Source organism: Streptomyces sp. NBC_01549, assembly GCF_026339955.1.
In the GTDB taxonomy this organism is placed as follows: Bacteria; Actinomycetota; Actinomycetes; order Streptomycetales; family Streptomycetaceae; genus Streptomyces.
This window is the reverse complement of record NZ_JAPEPW010000002.1, coordinates 333796-353158: the sequence shown is the minus strand read 5'-3', so window position 1 is coordinate 353158 and position 19363 is coordinate 333796. Positions and strand designations below refer to the sequence as shown.

The following is a 19363-nucleotide window of genomic DNA, read 5'->3' as shown; positions in this document are numbered from 1 at the left end:
ACGGTGTACGGCGGGTCTGTCTCCCTCGGGAAGACGGGGTGGGCGCGCGGCCGATGGGAATTGGTGTCGATGAACCCACCCGTCGGCGGTATTCGCGCAGGCTCGCCCTGCTGCGGGCCCATCGCGTCCCGGAGAAGCGGATGGGTCATGGACCACCCTGTAGGGTTGACGTATGCCTGCGGAGCATCCAGAGGCCGCGAAACAACTGTCCGTGGTCGCGGAGAATGTAGGGTCACACCTCCCGAAGGTCAGCCGTGACATAGCGGAGTATGGCATTGCCGAGATCCCGGAGTTCCGGGGCGACGAACCGTCATCAAAATCCTGCAGGCGAGCATCGCGGAAAATGTCGCCACGTTGCTGCACGTTTTCGAGAACGACATGCCTCTGGACAGGATCGAGGGGCCCGCAGCTGCTCTTGAGTACGCCAGGAGGCTGGCGCAGAGGGGCATACCCCTCAGCGCGATGGTCAGGGCCTACAGGATCGGCCACTGGCGTTTTCTGCAGTGGTGCTTGGACGAACTCAACCGACAGGACGCCGACGAGGATCTCGCGACCGCGACCAACCGGCGCATGCTGCAGGTGAGTTTCGGTTACATCGACCGGGTGACCGAGCATGTCATCGTGGTCTACCAACAGGAGCGCGATCATTGGCTGCTCAGCCAGACCGCCACGCGCGCCACGCGCGCCGCGCGCGTACGAGACATCCTCACGGAGAAGGACGTCGACCTCAACTGGGCTGAACCAGCCCTTGGTTACCGGCTTCTGCAGCATCACCTCGGGCTGGTGGCCTGGTTGCCCACGCTGACCGGTGGAGGCGAGGGACTTGCCCGACTCCACCGGATCACCAATGAGATCGCCCAGGAGTTGGGCTGCTCCGCCAGGCCGCTGTTCGTCCCCCGAGACGCGATTTTGTCCTGGGCCTGGCTGCCGCTCGGCTCGCACAGCGACGTTTCATGGAAACAACTGTCGAATATGGTCGAGCACAGCGACCCTTCCGTGCACGTGTGCGCTGGATGCGTGGGCTACGGTGTCGAGGGATTCCGCTCCACGCACCGACAGGCCGTGCGCACGCAGGAACTTGCGGCTGTGGCCAATCCAGCCCCGCAGTTCACAGACTTCTCCCATGTCGGGCCCGCCTTGATGGCCACGAACGTCGGCGACATGCGCGCTTGGGTGTGGGGCGTCCTGGGGCCGCTGGCCGTCGACGACGAGAACAGCGCCCGGCTTCGGGAGACCGTGCAGATATTCCTGGGCGCCGGCTGCAGTTACACCGCCACCGTCAGTGCTCAAATCCTCCACAAGAACACCGTGCAGTACCGCATTCGGAAAGCAGAGGAAATTCTGGGCTACTCCGTCCAGCAAGGGCACACAGACCTGGAAGTCGCACTGCTCGCCGTCGAGTACCTCGGCTCGACGCTCCTTCGCGTCAGCCCGGCATGAAATGCCGGGGCGACGATCCGGTCCCGCTCGACGAAGGCGTCCTGGTCGATGGACGCCCGCCGTTCGGTGACGACGCGCTCGACGGCTGCCACGGCCAGGGGGCGTTGCGCTCACGAAAATGGCGTCGATTTCCTCAGTTCGTACGCCGGGCGTGCCCGTGCCCGTGGTCATGATGATGCTGAGCTGCGGCTTCAGGCGACGGCTTCGGCCCTGCGAAGGTCCTCGATTCCGGCGGTGTCGAAGCCGAGGTCGCGGCGTACGGACTCGGTGTGTTCGCCCAGGTCGGGGGCGGGGCCCGGACGGACCTTCTGTTCCTGGTCCAGCCGGACGGGACTGTCGATGGTCAGGTGCGGCTCGTCGCTGCCGTCGTCGATCGGTACGAAGACCCGGTTGGCGAGGAGTTGGGGGTCGTGGGCGCACTCGTCGAGCGTCTGGACGACTCCGTAGGTGAGGCCCGCGGCGTCGAGCACCTCGCGCCACTCGGCCAGGGAGCGAGTCGCGAATGTCTTGTCCAGCAGGGCGACGATCTCGGCGGCGTGGGCGCGGCGGCTCGGGGTGTCGGCGTAGCGCGGGTTCTCCGCTGCCTCGGGACGGCCGATGGCCTTGAGGAACAGGGGGACTTGTTTGTCCTCGTTGACGAAGACGAGGACGATCCAGCGGTCGTCTGCCGTGCGGTACGTGTTTCCGAGCGCGTTGGGCGGGTCGGAGCGGTCGATGGGGCGGGGGGGCTTCGCCCCCACCAGTACGGCCTGCAGCCACATGCTCGCCGCCCAGGCGCCGTCGGCGAGGAGCGAGGCCGTGACCCGGGCGCCCCGGCCGGTCCTCTCCCGCCGGCACAGCGCGGTCATGATCCCGGCGAACAGGGTGATCGCCGTGGAGTGGTCGCCCGATCCGAACGCGTTCATGGCCGGCGGCACGTCCCTCTGACGTGTGAGGTCCATCAGGCCGCTGCGCGCCCAGTACGCCGTCACGTCGAAGTCGGGCAGATGCGCGTCCGGACCTTCCTCGCCGAAGCCGGTGACATCGGCGTAGATCAGCCGGGGATTGAGGGGGACCAGAGCGTCGTATTCCAGACCCAGCTTCTCGCGCGTATGCGGCGGGAAGTTGGTCACCAGCACATCGGCCCGCCGCACCAGACTCTCGAGTACGGGCCGGGCGCCGGGCGACTTGAGGTTGAGCGCGATGCTGCGCTTGTTGCGGTTGTCCAGCTGCCAGGGGTAATTGACCCCTTCGACATGGGGGTTGGGAGGGATGCGGCTGAGCGAACGGTATGCGTCGCCCACCTGCGGGGGTTCGACCTTGATGACGTCGGCGCCGAAGTCACCGAGGACGGCGGCCGCGGCGGGCCCGGCGATGAAGCTCGCGAGGTCGACGACGTGCAGTCCCTCCAGTAGGGGCGTGTTGCTCATGGCTACTCCTTGTCCTCAGGGGGCACGCCGGGGTCAGTGGCTCGGCGCCACAGATACGAAGGCGCTGTAGCCGGTGATGTCGCGGCCGACGATCAGTGCCTGGACGGTGTCGGTGCCCTCGTACGTGTCGATCGCCTCGATGTCGCACAGGTGCCGGGCGACGTGGTGGTCGAGCAGGATGCCGTTGCCGCCGAGCATGTCGCGGGCGTCGGAGAGGATGGCCCGGGCGCGTTCGGTGTGGTGCATCTTGGCCAGCGCGACCCGGGGCATCGAGTACTGGGTAACCCGTCGGCTCCGCGGGCACATCCCGGCGCGAGCGCGTGAACGAATGAGCACCGGCGCATCGGGCTCGACATGACCGCCTTGCCTTCCTGGCCCGGGGGAGGCGGGTGCCTGCCGACCGGCTACGGGAGGGGGGTGGAGGCCATTTTGAAGCACAGATATTTGCTTTACGGCGGATGAGTGCTACGGTCGAGCTAAAGCACATTTCCTTGCCTTAAATGGCCGATGTGGCGCCGCGTGAGATGCCGCCGATCGGCTCCCGGGATCCTCCTGTGTCCGCCCCGCGTCAGGAGTCGAATATGAGGTCCAATATGAGCTCGACACGATCCTTGCTGTTGCCGTACCAGATGCGAGACGTCTCTCTGGCGAACCGTGTGGTCATGGCCCCGTTGACGCGCAGTCGTGCACGCAATCGCGATCTCCTGCCCACTGAGCTTCACGCCGAGTACTACGCTCAGCGGGCATCGGCTGGTCTGATCATCTCCGAGGGTGTGTGGATCAGTCGCGACGCGGTCGGATGGCATGACGTTCCGGGGCTGTTCACGGACGAGCAGGTCGCCCACTGGAAGCGGGTGACAGACGCGGTCCACCTCGCAGGCGGTGTCATCTTCGCTCAGCTGTGGCACACCGGGTCCGCGTCTCACCCCGACTTCTTCGGCGGCCGCCCGCCTCTCGCGCCTTCGGCCGTCAATCCGGGGCAACTGGCCCCGACACCGACTGGCCGCAAGCCCACCGTGGAGCCCCGGGCGATGTCGGCGCACGACCTCCGGCAGACGGTCGCCGACTTCGCGACGGCGGCTCGCAACGCCATGGCGGCAGGATTCGACGGTGTGCAGCTGCAGGCAGGCTTCAACTACCTGATCAGCCAGTTCCTGAATCCCCGTACCAATCTGCGCACGGACCGCTACGGCGGCTCGATCGAGAACCGCGCACGTTTCCTCTTCGAGATCATCGAAGCCGTCGGCGAGTTCGTCGACCTGCGGCGTGTCGGTGTGAAGGCCGGACCTGCCTGGTCCGAGACGGGAGAGTTCGTCTCCGGGCTCGAGGCGGTGGCTGACAGCGAGTACGTGCTCGGACGGCTCAACGACTATGAACTGTCACATCTCCTGCTCATGGGGATGATGGTCGACCCCACCGGAGGACCGTTGGAGGAGCTGGCCGGCGATGGCATGTTCCGGCACTTCCGGAAGGTCTATGCGGGCACCATCATCGCGAACGTCGGGTTCGACCAGGATCGAGGGAACGCGATTCTGACCGACGACCTGGCGGATCTGGTCGCCTACGGGCAGCCGTTCATCGCCAACCCGGATCTGCCGGCTCGGATCGCCTCCCATGCGGCGCTCACCGAACCGAAGAAGGGCCTCTTCTACGGTCCGGATGCCGCCGGCTACACCGATTACCCACTGCTGGAGGGGTGAAGGGCCGTCGCCCCCCGGTCCGAACGACGCTGACCGGACCTGCTGCCACGTGCGGCCGGACGTTGCCACGAACACGATCGTAGTCGGCACTTCCCGGACACCGTGCCGACGTCGGCCTCCTCCATGAGGGCACCGGAGCCTCCGGCACCACTTGCTGGAACGACTCACACAACTCATCCGGCCACGGACGCGGTCTCCTGGTCGTCCTCGGCCTCGTCGAACGCCATGCTGGGCGGCGGTTGGCGGAACATCCGGGTGAGGTAGGCGAGGTAGATGACGCCCAGGCTCAGCCAGATGAGACCCAGGGTGAGGGCCGCGCCGTCCAGGTTGTACAGCAGGTAGAGATCCACGGCCGCGCCGATCGTGGGCGCGACGGCGTACGTCAGCGGATTTGGACTCTCGCCTTCCCGGCGCATGCGGATGTAGGTGGCGATCACGGCGACGTTGACGAAGGTGAAGGCGACGAAGGCGCCGAAGTTGATGAAGGAGGTCGATGTTGCCACGTCGAGGCTCAGCGCGATGAGTCCAATCGCACCGGTCAGCAGGATGTTGAGGGCGGGAGTGCGGTAGCGGGGGTGGACGCGGGCGAAGAAGGTGCGGGGCAGGGCGCCGTCACGGCCCATGGCGAGCAGCAGCCGGGATGCGCTGGCCTGGGCGGCGATGCCGGAGGCGAACTGGGCCACGACGAGTCCGGCGAGGAAGATCGACGAGAAGAGGTCACCGCCGATGCTTCTGGCGATTTCGAAGGCGGCCGATCCCTCGTTGTCGAATGTGGCGCCAGGGTGGGCGAGCTGGGTGGCGTAGGCGACCGTGACGAAGATGGCGCCACCGATCAAGGCGATCAGGAGAATCGCGCGCGGCATCGTGCGCTTCGGGTCGATGGTTTCTTCCGTGAGGGTGGTGACGGCGTCGAAGCCGAGGAAGGAGTAGGCGGCGATGGCGGCACCGGCCGAGACGCCGGTAAGCGTGGTCGCACTGTTCACGAAGGGACCGGTACTCGCCAGGGTGCCGGCGCCGCCGACGTTGAAGACATGACGTAGGGCCAGCGCCACGAAGATGACTATGACCAGGACCTGGAAGATCATCAGCAGGTCGTTGACGCGTTCGGCCGTCTTGATGCCGCGCACGTTCAGCGCTGTGGTGAGGGCGATGAATCCGACGATCCAGACCCAGAGCGGGACGCCGGGGAACTGTGCCTGGAGGTATGCGCCGCCGATGAGCCAGATGACCATGGGCAGGAAGAAGTAGTCGAGCAGGGTCACCCAGCCGACGAGGAAGCCGAGGCGTGAGTCGAGGGCCTTGCGCACGTAGGTGTACGAGGAGCCGGCGACCGGATAGGTGGCGGCCATGCGCCCGTAGCTCTGCGCGGTGAACAGCATGGCGACGAGGGCGAGCAGATAGGAAGTCGGCACGGTGCCGCCGGTGGCGGCGGCGACCACGCCGAAGGTGCCGAGGACGATCATCGGGGTCATGTAGGCGAGGCCGAACAGGACGACGGCTCTGAGCCTGAGGGTACGGGCGAGTGTGGGTACGGCATCGTTGCCGTTGGACATGGAGTGCTCCGGGTGCTCGAAAGGCAGGGCGGGGTGCCGCAGGATGCTCAGGCCGTCGGGTGGCCATGCGGACGCCAGGTCCGCGGGTTGATGCGTCCGTCGTAGAGCGGTAGGTCGATGGGCGCGTCGTGGTTGCTGAAGTGATCCCAGATGCGGGTCACGCCTGCGGTGCCGTGTTTCCGGACACGTGTCACGTCGTCCAGGTCGATGACGTCGGTGAGGATGGTGCCGCCGTCCCCCGTGGCTTCGGCGCGGACGCGGCCTTCGGGGTCGACGACAAGGCTGTGGCCACGGCCCAGGGGGCCGGCGGTGTTGACGCTGACCACGTACACCTGGTTGACGATGGCGTTGGCGCGGGCCAGGACGACTTCCTGGGCCCGGTCGGCGGTGGTGGTCATCACGGGGTTGACGATGACCTCGGCGCCCATCCAGGCGAGGTGGCGGGCGACTTCCGGGAACCAGGCGTCGAAGCAGATGGAGAGGCCGATCCGCCCGGTGCCGGGGATGTCGAATACGACGAACCGGTCGCCCGGGTCGTAGGGTTCGCTGGGCCTCCAGGGAAAGATCTTGCGGTACGAGGCCGTCAGGCGGCCCTCGGGTGAGAAGACGACGGCCGTGTTGTACAGCTGGCCCTCGGGGCCTCGTTCGCACACCGTGCCGGGAAGCAGCCACATGCCCAGGTCGCCGGCCAGCTCTCCCAGCGCCTTGACCCGGGGCCCGTCCAGCGGCTCGGCGATCTCCCGCAACTGCTCGTGCGCCTGAGCGCCCAGGGCGTCGACGCCGCAGAGGTGCAGCTCGGGGAAGACCGCCATGCGGGTATCCGGAAAGCGGGACCGGATGCTCTCCACCTCGGCAGCGAAGTCCCTGAGCTGCGGGTTCGCAGGGACGGAGGGGAGCTGTGCGAGAGCAAGCGGAAGAGGTCGGGACATGCGCGAGAAATTAGTTCAGAATGAGCAGTTAAGCAAGGGGTTCCCAGAGTGGCCGTTTCCATGAACCATGCGCCGCCTCTCCGGACCCGCCCGTTAGGGTGATGCTCATGGCCAGTACCGACAGCCCCACGCCCCTCCCGTTCGCCACCCTGAACGGTGTGAGCAGGCTGTCCGCGCTGGAGGCCGTGCGCGCCAGGATCGCCTTGGCCGTGGACCTCGGACTACTTGCACCCGGAGAGCGTCTTCCCGGCACCGCCCAGATCGCCAGCGGTCTCGGCGTCGGTGAGATCACCGTCCGCCGTGCGCTGGTCTCCCTGTGCACCGACGGCGTTCTCGAACGCAGGCGGGGTCGCAACGGCGGCACGCACGTCGCCGAGAACCCGACGCACGGCACGGTTGCCGGCGCGGAGGCGTACCGCTCCGACAGCGCTGCCGTCCATCGCCTGATCGACCACCGACTCGCCCTTGAATGCGGCATCGCACACCTCGCCTCGGCCCACGCCTCACAGGACGACCTGTCCGAACTGCAGGACCTGGTGGATGAGATGGATCAAATGCCGAGCTGGGCGGAATTCCACGGCTGCGACGAACGCTTCCATCTACGGCTGGCGCAGGCGACAGGCATCCCGTCGATCACAACGCCCTACGGTGCTCTTCTGCGCGAGCTCTACCGCTACTACTTGCCCTATCCGATGGAAGCTCTCCGAGAATCCAACACGGAGCACCGCCGGCTCATCGACGCCCTGCGCCGCAAGGACGCGGCCGAGGCCGGCGAAGTGGCCCGACAGCACGTCGAGGTGCTCCACAGCACCATGTTCGTCGGCCTGATGAACACGGATTGAAAGGTCGTGACGGCCTTGGTGTCCTCTTTTCGGCCGCCACTGTCGGGGGCAGGTGAAGCTGACCGACCTGGGGCAGGTGCGGCGTAGATCGCGCCGACCGGGCCGGTCTGCCTCGGAGGCGGCCCGCCGGGGCAGAGGCCGAACAGGAACGACCGTGGCAGGCGTTCAGATGCTGTGCGGTGACGGCCGCGGGGGTGCCGGGGCGTCGCGCGGTGCCTTCTCTCTCGTGTTTTGGTGATCGGGGAAGTTGGCAGGCGGGCGTCGCCTCAGCGTTCCAGGATCAGGGCCATGCCCTGCCCGACACCGATGCACAGTGCGGCCAGGCCCGTGCCCGAGCCGGCGTCCGCGAGCTGGTGGGCGACCGCTCCGATGATGCGGGCACCGGAGGCGCCGAGGGGATGTCCGATGGCGACGGCCCCGCCCTTCGGGTTCAGGATGCCGGAGTCGAGTTCGGGCAGGGCGGCGAGGCAGCCCAGCGCCTGCGCGGCGTATGCCTCGTTGAGCTCGACGGTGTGCAGGTCGCCGAAGGTGCGTCCCGCCTTCGTCAGGGCCTTGCGGATGGCGTCGACCGGGCCGAGGCCGAAGTACTGCGGCTCGATACCCGTCACGGCGCTGGCGCGGATCCTGGCCAGCGGTTCACGGCCCGTCTCGGCCAGCCCGGCCTCGTCGACCAGCAGCAGGGCTGCCGCACCGTCGTTGAGAGGCGAGGCGTTGCCGGCCGTGACCGTGCCGCCCTCACGGAAGACCGGCTTGAGGCGGGCCAGCGCTTCGAGGGAGGTGTCGTCCCGGATCCCCTCGTCGCGGGGCAGGTCCACACTCTCGACGGGGACCACCTCGGCGTCGTACGCACCGTCCTTCCACGCCCGAGCGGCTTTCTCATGACTGGCGAGCGCGAAGGCGTCCTGGGCCTCACGGGTGATTCCGTACTTGTCGGCGATCAGCTCGGCGCTCTCGCCGAGCGGGATGGTCCACGCATCGGGCATCCGCGGGTTGACCATCCGCCAGCCGAGGGTGGTGGAGTACAGCTGCTGGTTACCGACCGGGAAAGCCCGCTCCGGTTTGGGCAGGACCCACGGTGCGCGGCTCATGGACTCCACTCCGCCTGCCACGGCCACGGAGGCGTCGCCGAGCGCCACCGCGCGGGCGGCCTGGATGACCGCCTCCATCCCCGAGCCGCACAGCCGGTTGACGGTGGTTCCGGGGACCGTCACGGGAAGACCGGCCAGCAGCACGGCCATACGGGCGACATCTCTGTTCTCCTCCCCGGCGCCGTTGGCGTTTCCGAAGAAGACGTCATCGATGAGGGAGGGGTCCAGGGCGGGGCTGCGGTGGAGCAGTTCGCGCAGTACTCCGGCGGCGAGGTCGTCGGGGCGCACGGAGGACAGGGCACCGCCGTAGCGGCCGATCGGTGTGCGGACGGCGTCGACGACGTAGACGTCCCGCAGGCGTTCGTTCATCGGGACTCCTTGTAGTGGGGAGGGAGTTCGGAGGGGGGAAGGTGAGCCCGCCGGTCCGGGCGCTGTCCGGGAGACCCGGCCGGCGGGGTTCATGGGGCCGGCCACAGACCGGCCGACGGGATGCCGACGCGGAGTCAGCCGACGGGGTCGGGCAGGCGCACGGGCGCGGCGGTACGGCTGACGATCTCGTCCGTGCTGACGCCGGGAGCGGTCTCCACGAGGACGAGACCGTCCTCGGTGACGTCCAGCACGCCGAGGTCGGTGATGACGCGGTCGACGCACGCCACGCCCGTGAGGGGCAGGGTGCAGGTGTCGACGAGCTTCGGGCTGCCGTCCTTGGCGCAGTGGTCCATCACGACGACGACCCGGCGGGCGCCGTGGATGAGGTCCATCGCGCCGCCCATGCCCTTCACCATCTTGCCCGGGATCATCCAGTTGGCGAGGTCTCCGGTGGCGGAGACCTGCATGGCCCCCAGAATGGCGGTGTCGATGTGACCGCCCCGGATCATTCCGAAGGACAGCGCGGAGTCGAAGAAACTCGCACCCGGCAGTACGGTGACCGTCTCCTTGCCCGCGTTGATCAGGTCGGGGTCCACGTCCGCCTCGGCCGGATACGGTCCGACGCCGAGGATGCCGTTCTCCGACTGGAGCACCACGTGCACTCCTTCGGCCACGTGCTCGGGCACCAGTGTGGGCAGTCCGATGCCGAGGTTGACGTAGTCGCCGTCCTGGATCTCCGCCGCCGCGCGTGCGGCCATCTCGTCCCTGGTCCATGGCATCAGTGCCGCACCGTCCCTCGTGCCGACGGCGCGGAAACAGTGCGCCGTTCGATGTGTTTGTCCGCGGCCTGATCCGGCGTCAGTTCGACTACACGCTGGACGAATACGCCGGGGAGATGGATCTCGTCCGGGTCGAGCTCGCCGGGCTCGGCCAACTGCTCGACCTCGGCGATCGTGACGCGGCCGGCCATCGCGGCGAGCGGGTTGAAGTTACGGGCTGAGCGGTGGAAGACGAGATTGCCGTGGCAATCGCCCCTGGCGGCCCGCACAAGTGCGAAGTCGGTGGTGATGCCATGCTCGAGCACATGACGCCGGCCGTCGAACTCGCGTACCTCTTTGGGCGGTGAGGCGACGGCCACGGTGCCGTCGGGCCCGTAGCGCCAGGGCAGGCCGTCATCGGCGACCTGGGTACCGACACCGGCGGGGGTGTAGAAGGCGGGGATGCCGCAACCGCCGGCGCGCAGGCGTTCGGCGAGCGTGCCCTGCGGTGTCAGTTCGACCAGCAGTTCACCGGAGAGGTACTGGCGGGCGAACTCCTTGTTGTCGCCGACGTATGAGCCGGTGACGCGGGCGATGCGGCCCGCGGCCAGAAGGACGCCCAGTCCGCTGCCGTCCACGCCGCAGTTGTTGGAGACCACGCTCAGCCCGGTCACGCCGGTCGCGAACAGCGCGTGGATCAGTACGTAGGGGACGCCGCTGAGGCCGAAGCCGCCCACGGCCAGGGAGGCTCCGTCCGTGACATCGGCCAGCGCCTCCTCGGCCGTGGCAACCACCTTGTCCATGTGTACTGCGCTCCGTTCCGGTCCGGCAGACTCGCCCGAGCGGTGTCTGCCCCTGTTCGGGTTTCTGTGTGTGAGTGTGGGTGTGTGCCGCGTCGTGGTCGTCAGCGGTGCAGTATGGTCCTCAGGGCTTCGAGCAGTTCGCGGTGTGCCGCGGAGTCGGCGTCCGGCGCCGAAGAGGCGCGCCAGGCGATGTGTCCGTCCGGTCGGACGAGCAGGCACCCGTCCTCGGCCACCTCCGATTTCCGGCGCCACTCGCCGTAGGCGTCACGGCTGTCCTCGGCGCCGATGCGGACGCACTTCAGGGGAATCCCGAGGGACTGCGCGCAGTCGGCCGCGGCGGATTCCCACACGCCACCGGACAGTCCGGTGACCAGTGTGAAGGTGCCCTTGCCGACGACGTCCAGCGTGGACAGTCGGTGGCCACTGCCGTCGACGAGCCAGGCGTGCGGAAGTTTCGCGCCAGGGCGGGTCGTCGGCCGGTGGAAAAGCTCCGGGTCCCGAGTCCATTCCTCGGCGGCGTCGGTGTCCTGGACGACCGCGGAGGAGTCGTAGCGCTGGTTCATCTCGACGCCATGGGCGTTGAACTCGTAGTTCTTCAGCTGGATGGCCTCTTCCAGCGCCTGTCGGCGCTTGGAGCCGTCGGCCGTCTCGCTGCGGCACGCGGCGAGACCGTCGACGATGTCGGCCTCCTCGCTGTACGCGTCGAGCCCCAGCGCCTGGAAGATCGGGCCGAACTGGTCACGGCTGAGGTTGGCGCGATCGACGATCTGCCGCCCGACCGGTGCCCGCTCCGCGGTGTACGTGTCGAGGAGCTCCGGACCGGCCTGACCGCGGATGACCATGGCGAGTTTCCAGGCGAGGTTGTACGAGTCCTGGATCGAGGTGTTGGAACCGAGGCCGTTGGACGGCGGGTGCCTGTGCACCGCGTCCCCGGCGCAGAAGACCCGCCCGGCCGAGTACCTCGTGGCATAGCTGTGGTTGACCGTCCACAGCGAGCTCGACGTGATCTCGACGGGAATGTCACGGTCGCCGATGAGGTCGTGCACGATGTCCCGGGCGGTCGCCTCGTCCATGAGAGGCGGGGGCTGGTCGATGTCGTATCCCCACACCAGCAGCCATTCGTTCCACGGCCGCACCATGCGTACCAGCCCCATGCCGATGCCGCCCATGTGGGCGCCGGGACGCATCACCCAGTACAGAACGCTCGGGCGGTGGGCCACGTGCCGGGAGAGGTCGGCCTTGAAGACGATGTTCATGCTGCCGGCCTTGCCGCTCTGCCCGGCGATCGGCAGTCCGATCTGCTCCGCCACGCTGCTGCGGCCGCCGTCCGCACCGATCAGGTAGCGGGCCCGCACGGTGAACTCGTCTCCGCGCACCCGGTCCCGGAGCCGGGCGGTGACGCCGTCGGCGTCCTGTTCCAGGCTGAGGAACTCGGTGTCGAAGCGGACCTTGGCTCCCCGCGACGCGGCGTTCTTCAGCAGGATCGGCTCCAGATAGGTCTGGGGAAGGTCGATCATCTGCGCGGGGCTGGCGGTACCGTACTCGGTCGCCGCGTGCGGGCCGGCGCCCCAGCTGCGGATCCGGCCGATCTCCTCGCCGGCCAGGGCGGTGCACAGAACGGTGTCGCCCATGAGTTCAGCGGGACTTCCGGCCGCGGCGGCTTCACCGTCCACGCCGAGGTCGCGCAGCACCTCCATGGTGCGCTGGTTGGTGATGTGCGCACGGGGGGTGTCGGCCAGCCAGCCGTACTTGGTCACGAGCAGAGTGCGAATGCCGTACGTAGCCAGGAGCAGGGCCGCGGATCCACCGGCGGGGCCACTGCCGACCACGATGACGTCGGTGTCGTAGGTGTGGGTCGATTCCATGAGACTGCTCCAGGTCAGTGCGCGGGGCCGGCGGCCAGGCGGGCGATGCTGAAGGTGAACTGCAGGCTGCGCCACTCCCCGTCGACGGCGCGGCCGTCCGGGGTCGGCCCGACCTGGGGAGTGAAATCCACGACCAGGGCGTCCTTGACGCCGAACACACTGTCGGAGTCCAAGTAATGGCCGCCCTTCACGAACAGCTGGGTGACCAGGCGCTGGTGGCCGACGGCGGAGATCATGAAATGCACGTGGGGTGCACGGTAGGGATGGCGGTTGACGGCTTGGAGCATCTGTCCGACCGGGCCGTCGTCCGGGATCGGGTACTCGGCCGGCAGGATCGTCCAGAAGCGCAGGCGTCCCTGCTCGTCGGTGCGCAGCCGACCCCGCAGCACCGGTCCTTCGAGCTCGGGCAGCTGGATGTCGTAGAACCCGTCCTTGTTGGCCTGCCAGACGTCCACGACGGCATCCGGCACCGGCCGTCCGTCCGTGTCGGTGATGCGGATGTCGGCCCACAGCGGAGTGCCGGCCACGCCCTGTGAGATGTCGGCGCCCTGCGCGGTCTCCGGCGGTCCGTCCGTGTAGAAGGGTCCGAGGACCGCTGACGGTGTGGTCTGCGGGGTGCGTGAATGGGTGAGCAGGTCGACGACGCTGGAGACACCGAGCGTGTCGGACAGCAGTACGAACTCCTGGCGGGTGCTGGTGCAGATCTGCCCGGTACGGGTCAGGAAGTCGATGGCGTGCTGCCACTCGGAATCGGTGACGTCATTGCTCGTCACGAAGTGGTGCAGGTGGCGTACGAGGTCGCTGAGCAGCTGCCTGACCCGCGGATCGGGTGCGTTCGCGAAGCTCGCCACCACCTGGGCGGTCAGGCGCTCCACATCCGAAGCATCCGAAGCCGCTTCGTGCCCCGCGGGGGCCGGTGTCCCAGGGGTCCGCGTCGCGGGAGCCGACGCCGCGGGAACCGTCGGCCGGCGGCCCTCCCAGGCGTCGCGCAACAGGTTCTCGATTCCCGGGGACGTCAGTTCCCGAGGGTTGGGATACGGCGTGGCGACGGCCAGCCGAGCGGCCTGCGGCAGATCCGCCTCCGCCATGCCCAGTTCGCGCAGCGAGGTGGGGCCGCCCGCCGAGGTGATGAGGTCGAACATCCCGCTCGGGGCGTCAGGCACGCCCAGTGCGCCGGCGATGCGGCTCATGACATCCCCAGCGGCAGGGGCGTTGTAGGCCATCGCGTGCGGCAGGATCACGGTGTGCGTCTCGGCGTGCGCCAGGTCGAACGTGCCTCCCAGCGTGTGGCACAGCTTGTGATGCAGGCCCATACCGACGGAGCCGAGGCAGGTACCGGCCAGCCATGCGGCATGCAGGAGGTCCGCGCGCGCCGCGGTGTCGGACGGCTCGGCCACGAGAGCCGGCAGGGCGCGTGCGGTCAGCGCGATCGCGTCGAGCGCCATGGCGTCGATGACGGGGTTGGCCTGTGGCGCGTACAGGGCTTCCACGGCGTGGGCCATGGCGTTGACCGCGCTGGTGACCGACATGCCGACCGGCAGGTCGCGGGTGAACTCTACGTCGTAGACAACGGTTTCGGGCAGAATCGCGGGCGAGCTCACCGTGGTCTTGCGACCGTTCTGAGTCTCCCCGAGGACCGGGGTGACTTCGGAACCGGCGTAGGTGGTGGGGAGGATCAGCTGCGGCAGATCAGTACGGAACGCGAGTGCCTTGGCCAGCCCCGTGGTGGAACCGCCGCCGACCGCCACCAGGCAGTCGGCGGAGTGTTCCCGAAGGACGTCGAGGGCCCGTTCGGTCACGTCCACCGGAGTGTGCATGGCGGCACCTTCGAACTCCGCCACGACGACGTCACCGAGGACATCACGCACTTGGGCGGCGGCCTTGGCCACCGGTGGACTGGACAGGAGGAGGACTCGGGAACAGCCGAGCCGCTCGACTTCGTCGCGGACCTGGCTGACTGTTCCGGTGCCGAAGATGATCCGTGAGGGGTGAGAGGTGTACACGAAATTCCTCATGGGGGTCCGCCTTCGCGTGTGCCGTGGGTCCCTGAATTTCTGACACTGAGTGTGGGGACGGAGGTCGCCCGGTCTCCTGCACGTTTCGCGCGTGTTTCTGCAGGATCGGCGCGGCGCTGCGGCTCTTGGGGAGGCACGGCACGGGCGTTTGCGCCAGGTGGGAGCGCTGCGGTGCTCGACGGGCGCGGGCGGATGCGCTGTCTGCGCGTACCGGAGGAAAGGAGCGGGGGCGGACCGCTGAATGCGACGTCAGCCCGCGCGCCGGACCGCGGCGGGGGGCGTGCCGAGCTTGGCGCGCATCACGCGCGTCAGGTGTTCCTGGTGGGAGAAACCGCAGCGGACGGCCACATCCGGGATGGGCAGGACCGTGGTGCGCAGCATCCGTCGTGCGTGGTCCAGCCGCAGTTGCAGCAGGAACTGGTGCGGAGACTTCCCGGTGCTGGTTTTGAATTGCCGACTGAACTGGCTCGTGCTCAGACCGGTGGCCGCGGCCAGATCGGAGACGGGCAGCGGGTCGGAGATGCGTTGCTCCATCAGCTCCCGTGCGCACACGAGCTGCTGCGTGGTCAGCCCGGACATCGCGCCGGCCGGGACCGCGGGCCGGCTGGCCGTGTGCGTGCGGGCGAGCTGGGCGGCGAGCATACCGACGAGGTGATCGACGTAGGTGCGGGCGGAGGGCTCCCACTGCCGCACGACGCCGTCCAGAGCCAGGAGGACCTGCTCGATCAGGGGATCGGAGCTGCCCAGTTCCTCGGCGAGCTCCACCGCTTCACGGCCATCGTGCGCTTGCTGGAGGGCTGAGTCGCTGAGATAGAGGTGGAGGGTGTCGAGTCCCCCCTGGAGTTCGACATCCAGCGGGCGACCTGCCGGGTGGACAAAGAGCCCCCCTGCCGGAATCCGCTGTCCTCGTATCGAGCGGCCGAACCGGCGTCGGACGGTCACCGGGCCACTCAGGTGAAGGATCAGCAGGTGAGTGGGGGCACCATCGAACGTCGAGTGGTACGGCGTCTCCCGCTGGGCGGACAGATACGCGTACTCCCAGCCCAGACCCGAGCTGGTCCGGTCCGGGGCCACCCAGGCCTGGCGCAGGATGCCACCGGTGTCGAGGAGCCCCAGCTCGGACACCGTTCCGTCCCCGAGCTCGGCGGCGGTGCCCATGCGACCCTCCTATGCCGTGCGCAATCACGTACGTATTGTTGAGTGCTAAATTATTGCCGAGTATTCCCGCCGGGACCACCCCCTTCCCTGACCGGTCACGATGGCCTCCCAGTCAGGGGCTGTGCGGCGGAAACGGTGGACAGCCGACGCTGCCGCCTCGCCGGGGAGCAGTCGCTGCCGCGGCGCGGCGGTCGGGTTCCCGCGACGGGATACCGGCGAACGGCCGGGTCCGGCATCCACCGGCCCACCGTGGGTGGCCCGGCGAAGACCCGGCCGTGCCCACGGGGCGACCGACCTGCTCGACGTCTTCAGCGACGCGCGCGGTGGTCCCGTCCTGTCAGGCCCCCGGGGCGAGGTGCCCCTCAGATGAGGTGTCGCTGCGTCGACCTCGCGCCCATCCCGTGCGGTCGGGCCCATGGATGCGAGATCGATGCGTTGCCCTGTCGACCGGCTCCGCCTCAGGCGGCCTCGCCGTGCGGTGCGCGGCGGCAAGCCCCTGATCGCGGACCTGTTCCCCTGGGACGTCGTGGCCCCGTCACCGGCCCGGCGTGAATCCGCTGTGTGTGATCCCGGTGGAGCCTGGCCGGCTCGGTCGTCGACGGAGCTTTCGGCTCAGCGGCTCTGTTGCGGGCTGCTCTGATTCAGACCGGCTGCCTCGGCGGCTTTCGCCGTCACGTCGGCGGCGGCGCGCGTGGCCTTTCCGGTCACCCGCCAGGCGAGCATGCGCAGTGCGACGGGCGGAGCGGGCGGGAAGACGCCGAGCTGGCCGAGCATGGTGATGTCGTCGCGTACCGCTTCGTGTCCGACCACTTTGCCGTCGCGGAGGTCGAGTACGTGGATCTGTTCGAAGTCGATGTCACGCCCGGTGGGGGGTATGGCCTGGTCGAGTGCGCCGTCACGGAAGCGGACGAAGGCACCTGTGTGGCGGCCCTGCATGCGAAGCCGCACCCAGACCTGCTCGTCGTTTCGGGCGATGCCGAGGACGGGGAAGCTGAGGTCGCTGAAAGCGGAGCGCATCCATGCGCCCGAGGCAAGAACTCCCGCCGGGCCGGGGAGGCTACAGGCCGTGGGCGACACGGCAGCCTCGCGGTTGTGGAAGTCGTCGTGCACCACCTCGGCGGCCAATGCCGGATCGCCTGTCTCGAGGACTCGGAAGAGTCCGTGGGCCAGGTCCGTGGCATCCATGCCCATTGAGTTGTTCCCTTTCGACGGGTGTGTGAACTGAGGGGTGACGCCGACCGGTCCGATGCGGGCAGGCGGCGCGGTTGCGGCCGGGGCCAAGTGCGAGGCCGACCGACGATATTGAGGTTATAGCACGCCTAATGAATTCATGGCCTTAGGATGGTGGCATGCCGTCCAAGCGCCGCTATGTCTCCCCGTTGCGCGAACAAGCCGCCGCGCGGACGCGGACACTGATCCTCGATCGAGCCACGGAGCTGTTCGCCGAGCACGGCTACGGTCGGGTGACCGTCGCCGACATCGCTTCAGCGGCCGGCGTCGCCTCGAAGACCGTCTTCGTGAGTGTCGGGAGCAAGAGCGACATCCTGAACCAGATCGTCGACCAGGGCGTGATCGCCTCCGGTTACGAGCAGGCCATGGAGTACCTGCTCACTCTGCGGACACCGGAGTCGGTCCTGAAGGCCCTGGCCCACGGCACGCGGACGGGCAACGAGGGGCAGTTCGCGGTGCACGAGGCGATCCACAAGGCACTCCCCGTCCACGAGAACGGCGAGGCCCTGTGGGAGCGCGCAACGGCGGCGTACCGTGACGCGCTCCAGGCCGCCGCCCGCCACCTGTACGACCTGACTCCGCCGCCCTCCCTGTCGATGAAGGAGACGGCCGACCTTCTCTGGTACTGGTTCGGCCCCACCGGCTGGCGCACGCTCGTGGTGGAGAACGGCTGGTCATGGGACCGCGCCGAGGAAGTCCTCTACAACACTTCAGTCGCCACACTTCGCTGACGCCGATCACCTGAAGCCGCCTGTACGGCGACGCCTGTCCGGGCGCTGCTCGGTAGTTCCCTCGGCAGGTTCCCTCCGTAGCGTTCGTCGCTCTCGACTTCGCGAGCACGAATGAGCTCGGTGACCTCCTCCACTCGGTGCGGCAGCAGTGCCACCCGGCCGTCCAGACCGAAGGCGGGGACGGTGATCAGACTCCGGTACTGCTCGTTCCACGTCCCGCGCATCGCTGTCGTGGCCGTACATGGTGGTGACGGCGGCCGAGCTGCCACGCCCGCGTTCCTTCCCGGCGGTGCGCACGAACTCCCGAGCCTACGAACGAGGTGCACGCCTGCTGACGAGGTGTACGCCGTCCGGTCGGGTCGACCGGGCGGCGTTCGCGCCATACGGTGGGGCTCGTCGGGGTGCGATCAGCAGCGGACGTGGGAAAGGTCCCGGCCGTGAGCCGGGACAGTCCGCAGGTCCGGAATGGAGGTCGAGATGGCACGAGTTCTCTACACGGCGGAGGCAACCGTGACCGGGGGCCGCGTGAGCGGCCACGGGCGCACACAGGACGGAGTCCTGGACGTCCAACTTCGTGTGCCGAAGGAGATGGGTGGCGACGGGGGTGGCACGAACCCCGAACAGCTCTTCGCGGTGGGTTATGCGGCCTGCTTCGAGGGCGCGCTCGGCGTGGTGGGCCGTCGCGAAAGGGTCGAGACGGGCGACGCTTCGATCGACAGCCGTGTCAGCCTCCTGCCCACCGAGGATCGTGGCTTCGCACTTGCCGTGGAGCTCCATGTGACCCTGCCGCAGATCCCGGATCCCGAGCAGGCAGCAAAGATCGTCGCGGCCGCACACCAGGTGTGTCCCTACTCGAACGCAACCCGGGGAAACATCGAGGTCACCTTGACGGCCAACGGCCACGAGGTCGGTTCGGGCGCCGGCGACTGAGCCGACGCCGCCGAGCTCCAGTTGGACAAGGACAGGCCGTTCAGGAGAACTTCGGCCACGTTCTCGGCGTAGCGCCGCACGCGGGTCACCACTTCGAGCAGCGTGACCTCGGGGGCGCGAGCGAACCACAGTCGGTCGGGCGGCCCACCGCCTTTGGCGGAGCGCGCGACTGCCGCGACCGACCGACCGGGTCTCCGGATCGACCGTGACCGCCTTCGTCGCCGAGAGGTCTACGACCAGGGCACCGCCGGGCATCGCGTACCCGTCCGAGCCGTGCCCGCCGCGGCGGACGGCCACCGGGATGCCGTGGGCGGAGGCGTGGCACAGGGCGGTCGCGACATCGCCCTCGTCGGCGCACCGTGCGATCAGCCCAGGACCTTCGCCGGCGGCACGGCCCTGGTACAGGGCTCGTGCCCTCTCGTAACCGTCTCATCGCCGGGGCGCAGCACCTCGCCGCGGAAATCGGCCGGGAAGACGGCGGGGGCGTGGGGGTCTGTCGACGCGCTCATGGAGGGTCTCCTCAGGGATAGGGCCAGTAAGGCG

17 protein-coding genes and 2 pseudogenes are annotated in these 19363 nt (G+C 68.5%); 5 read left to right on the top strand and 14 right to left on the bottom strand.

Annotated elements, in window-relative coordinates:
- The first annotated feature begins 510 nt into the window (after nt 1-510).
- Complete coding sequence (locus OG819_RS36155) at nt 511-1440, top strand: helix-turn-helix domain-containing protein (protein ID WP_266653334.1); 930 nt, start codon at nt 511-513, stop codon at nt 1438-1440.
- A 191-nt stretch (nt 1441-1631) separates the two neighbouring features.
- On the opposite strand, the gene OG819_RS36150 is transcribed toward OG819_RS36155, so the two are convergent.
- A complete protein-coding gene (locus OG819_RS36150) occupies nt 1632-2849 on the bottom strand; it encodes a CoA transferase (protein WP_266653332.1) in 1218 nt (405 codons plus the stop codon).
- Between the two features lie 33 nt (nt 2850-2882).
- Nucleotides 2883-3155, bottom strand: a complete 273-nt coding sequence (locus tag OG819_RS36145; protein ID WP_266635118.1) for an acyl-CoA dehydrogenase family protein — start codon at nt 3153-3155, stop codon at nt 2883-2885.
- Between the two features lie 275 nt (nt 3156-3430).
- Here OG819_RS36145 and OG819_RS36140 point away from each other — a divergent pair, with 275 nt between their 5' ends.
- Nucleotides 3431-4549, top strand: a complete 1119-nt coding sequence (locus OG819_RS36140) for an alkene reductase (RefSeq protein WP_323139395.1) — start codon at nt 3431-3433, stop codon at nt 4547-4549.
- A 36-nt stretch (nt 4550-4585) separates the two neighbouring features.
- Here OG819_RS36140 and OG819_RS36135 read toward each other — a convergent pair.
- From OG819_RS36135 to OG819_RS36125, 3 genes and pseudogenes are all read right to left on the bottom strand, one after another.
- Nucleotides 4586-4721, bottom strand: a pseudogene (locus OG819_RS36135) (IS5/IS1182 family transposase); the annotation flags it as partial.
- Between the two features lies 1 nt (nt 4722).
- Nucleotides 4723-6102: an APC family permease gene (locus OG819_RS36130; protein WP_266653328.1), complete on the bottom strand. Its 1380-nt coding sequence runs from the start codon at nt 6100-6102 to the stop codon at nt 4723-4725.
- A gap of 47 nt (nt 6103-6149) precedes the next feature.
- Nucleotides 6150-7031: a carbon-nitrogen hydrolase family protein gene (locus tag OG819_RS36125; protein ID WP_266633678.1), complete on the bottom strand. Its 882-nt coding sequence runs from the start codon at nt 7029-7031 to the stop codon at nt 6150-6152.
- Between the two features lie 107 nt (nt 7032-7138).
- Here OG819_RS36125 and OG819_RS36120 point away from each other — a divergent pair, with 107 nt between their 5' ends.
- The gene (locus OG819_RS36120) at nt 7139-7873 is read left to right on the top strand and encodes an FCD domain-containing protein (protein ID WP_266653326.1); all 735 of its coding nucleotides are present in this window, start codon (nt 7139-7141) and stop codon (nt 7871-7873) included.
- Nucleotides 7874-8139: 266 nt separating this feature from the next.
- Here OG819_RS36120 and OG819_RS36115 read toward each other — a convergent pair whose 3' ends face one another.
- From OG819_RS36115 to OG819_RS36085, 7 genes are all read right to left on the bottom strand, one after another.
- On the bottom strand, nt 8140-9330 hold the full coding sequence (locus OG819_RS36115; protein WP_266653324.1) for a thiolase family protein: 1191 nt from the start codon (nt 9328-9330) through the stop codon (nt 8140-8142).
- Between the two features lie 134 nt (nt 9331-9464).
- The gene (locus tag OG819_RS36110; protein ID WP_266633684.1) at nt 9465-10109 is read right to left on the bottom strand and encodes a CoA transferase subunit B; all 645 of its coding nucleotides are present in this window, start codon (nt 10107-10109) and stop codon (nt 9465-9467) included.
- Nucleotides 10109-10891 carry a CoA transferase subunit A gene (locus OG819_RS36105; RefSeq protein ID WP_266653322.1) on the bottom strand — a complete coding sequence of 261 codons (783 nt, stop codon included), beginning with the start codon at nt 10889-10891 and terminating at the stop codon, nt 10109-10111. Before OG819_RS36105 ends, OG819_RS36110 begins: the two co-directional genes overlap by 1 nt.
- A 101-nt stretch (nt 10892-10992) precedes the next feature.
- Nucleotides 10993-12756 (bottom strand): FAD-dependent monooxygenase, encoded by a 1764-nt coding sequence (locus OG819_RS36100; RefSeq protein WP_266653319.1) that lies wholly within the window; start codon nt 12754-12756, stop codon nt 10993-10995.
- 14 nt (nt 12757-12770) lie between these two features.
- A complete protein-coding gene (locus OG819_RS36095) occupies nt 12771-14771 on the bottom strand; it encodes a maleylacetate reductase and hydroxyquinol 1,2-dioxygenase domain-containing protein (RefSeq protein ID WP_266653317.1) in 2001 nt (666 codons plus the stop codon).
- A gap of 249 nt (nt 14772-15020) precedes the next feature.
- Nucleotides 15021-15929 carry a helix-turn-helix domain-containing protein gene (locus OG819_RS36090; protein ID WP_266653315.1) on the bottom strand — a complete coding sequence of 303 codons (909 nt, stop codon included), beginning with the start codon at nt 15927-15929 and terminating at the stop codon, nt 15021-15023.
- A 612-nt stretch (nt 15930-16541) separates the two neighbouring features.
- Entirely contained in the window at nt 16542-17114 is a 573-nt protein-coding gene (locus tag OG819_RS36085) for an ester cyclase (protein WP_266633694.1), read from the bottom strand.
- A gap of 164 nt (nt 17115-17278) precedes the next feature.
- On the opposite strand from OG819_RS36085, the gene OG819_RS36080 reads away from it, so the two are divergent.
- Together OG819_RS36080 and OG819_RS36075 are read left to right on the top strand one after the other, a co-directional pair.
- Nucleotides 17279-17890, top strand: coding sequence for a TetR/AcrR family transcriptional regulator (locus tag OG819_RS36080; protein WP_266633696.1), 612 nt, complete (start codon nt 17279-17281; stop codon nt 17888-17890).
- Between the two features lie 477 nt (nt 17891-18367).
- Nucleotides 18368-18820 (top strand): organic hydroperoxide resistance protein, encoded by a 453-nt coding sequence (locus OG819_RS36075; RefSeq protein ID WP_323137065.1) that lies wholly within the window; start codon nt 18368-18370, stop codon nt 18818-18820.
- A gap of 240 nt (nt 18821-19060) precedes the next feature.
- Here the strand turns inward: OG819_RS36075 and OG819_RS36070 are convergent.
- Nucleotides 19061-19147, bottom strand: a pseudogene (locus OG819_RS36070) (hypothetical protein); the annotation flags it as partial.
- Nucleotides 19148-19185: 38 nt separating this feature from the next.
- On the bottom strand, nt 19186-19329 hold the full coding sequence (locus tag OG819_RS36065) for a hypothetical protein (protein WP_266633698.1): 144 nt from the start codon (nt 19327-19329) through the stop codon (nt 19186-19188).
- Between the last annotated feature and the right edge of the window lie 34 nt (nt 19330-19363).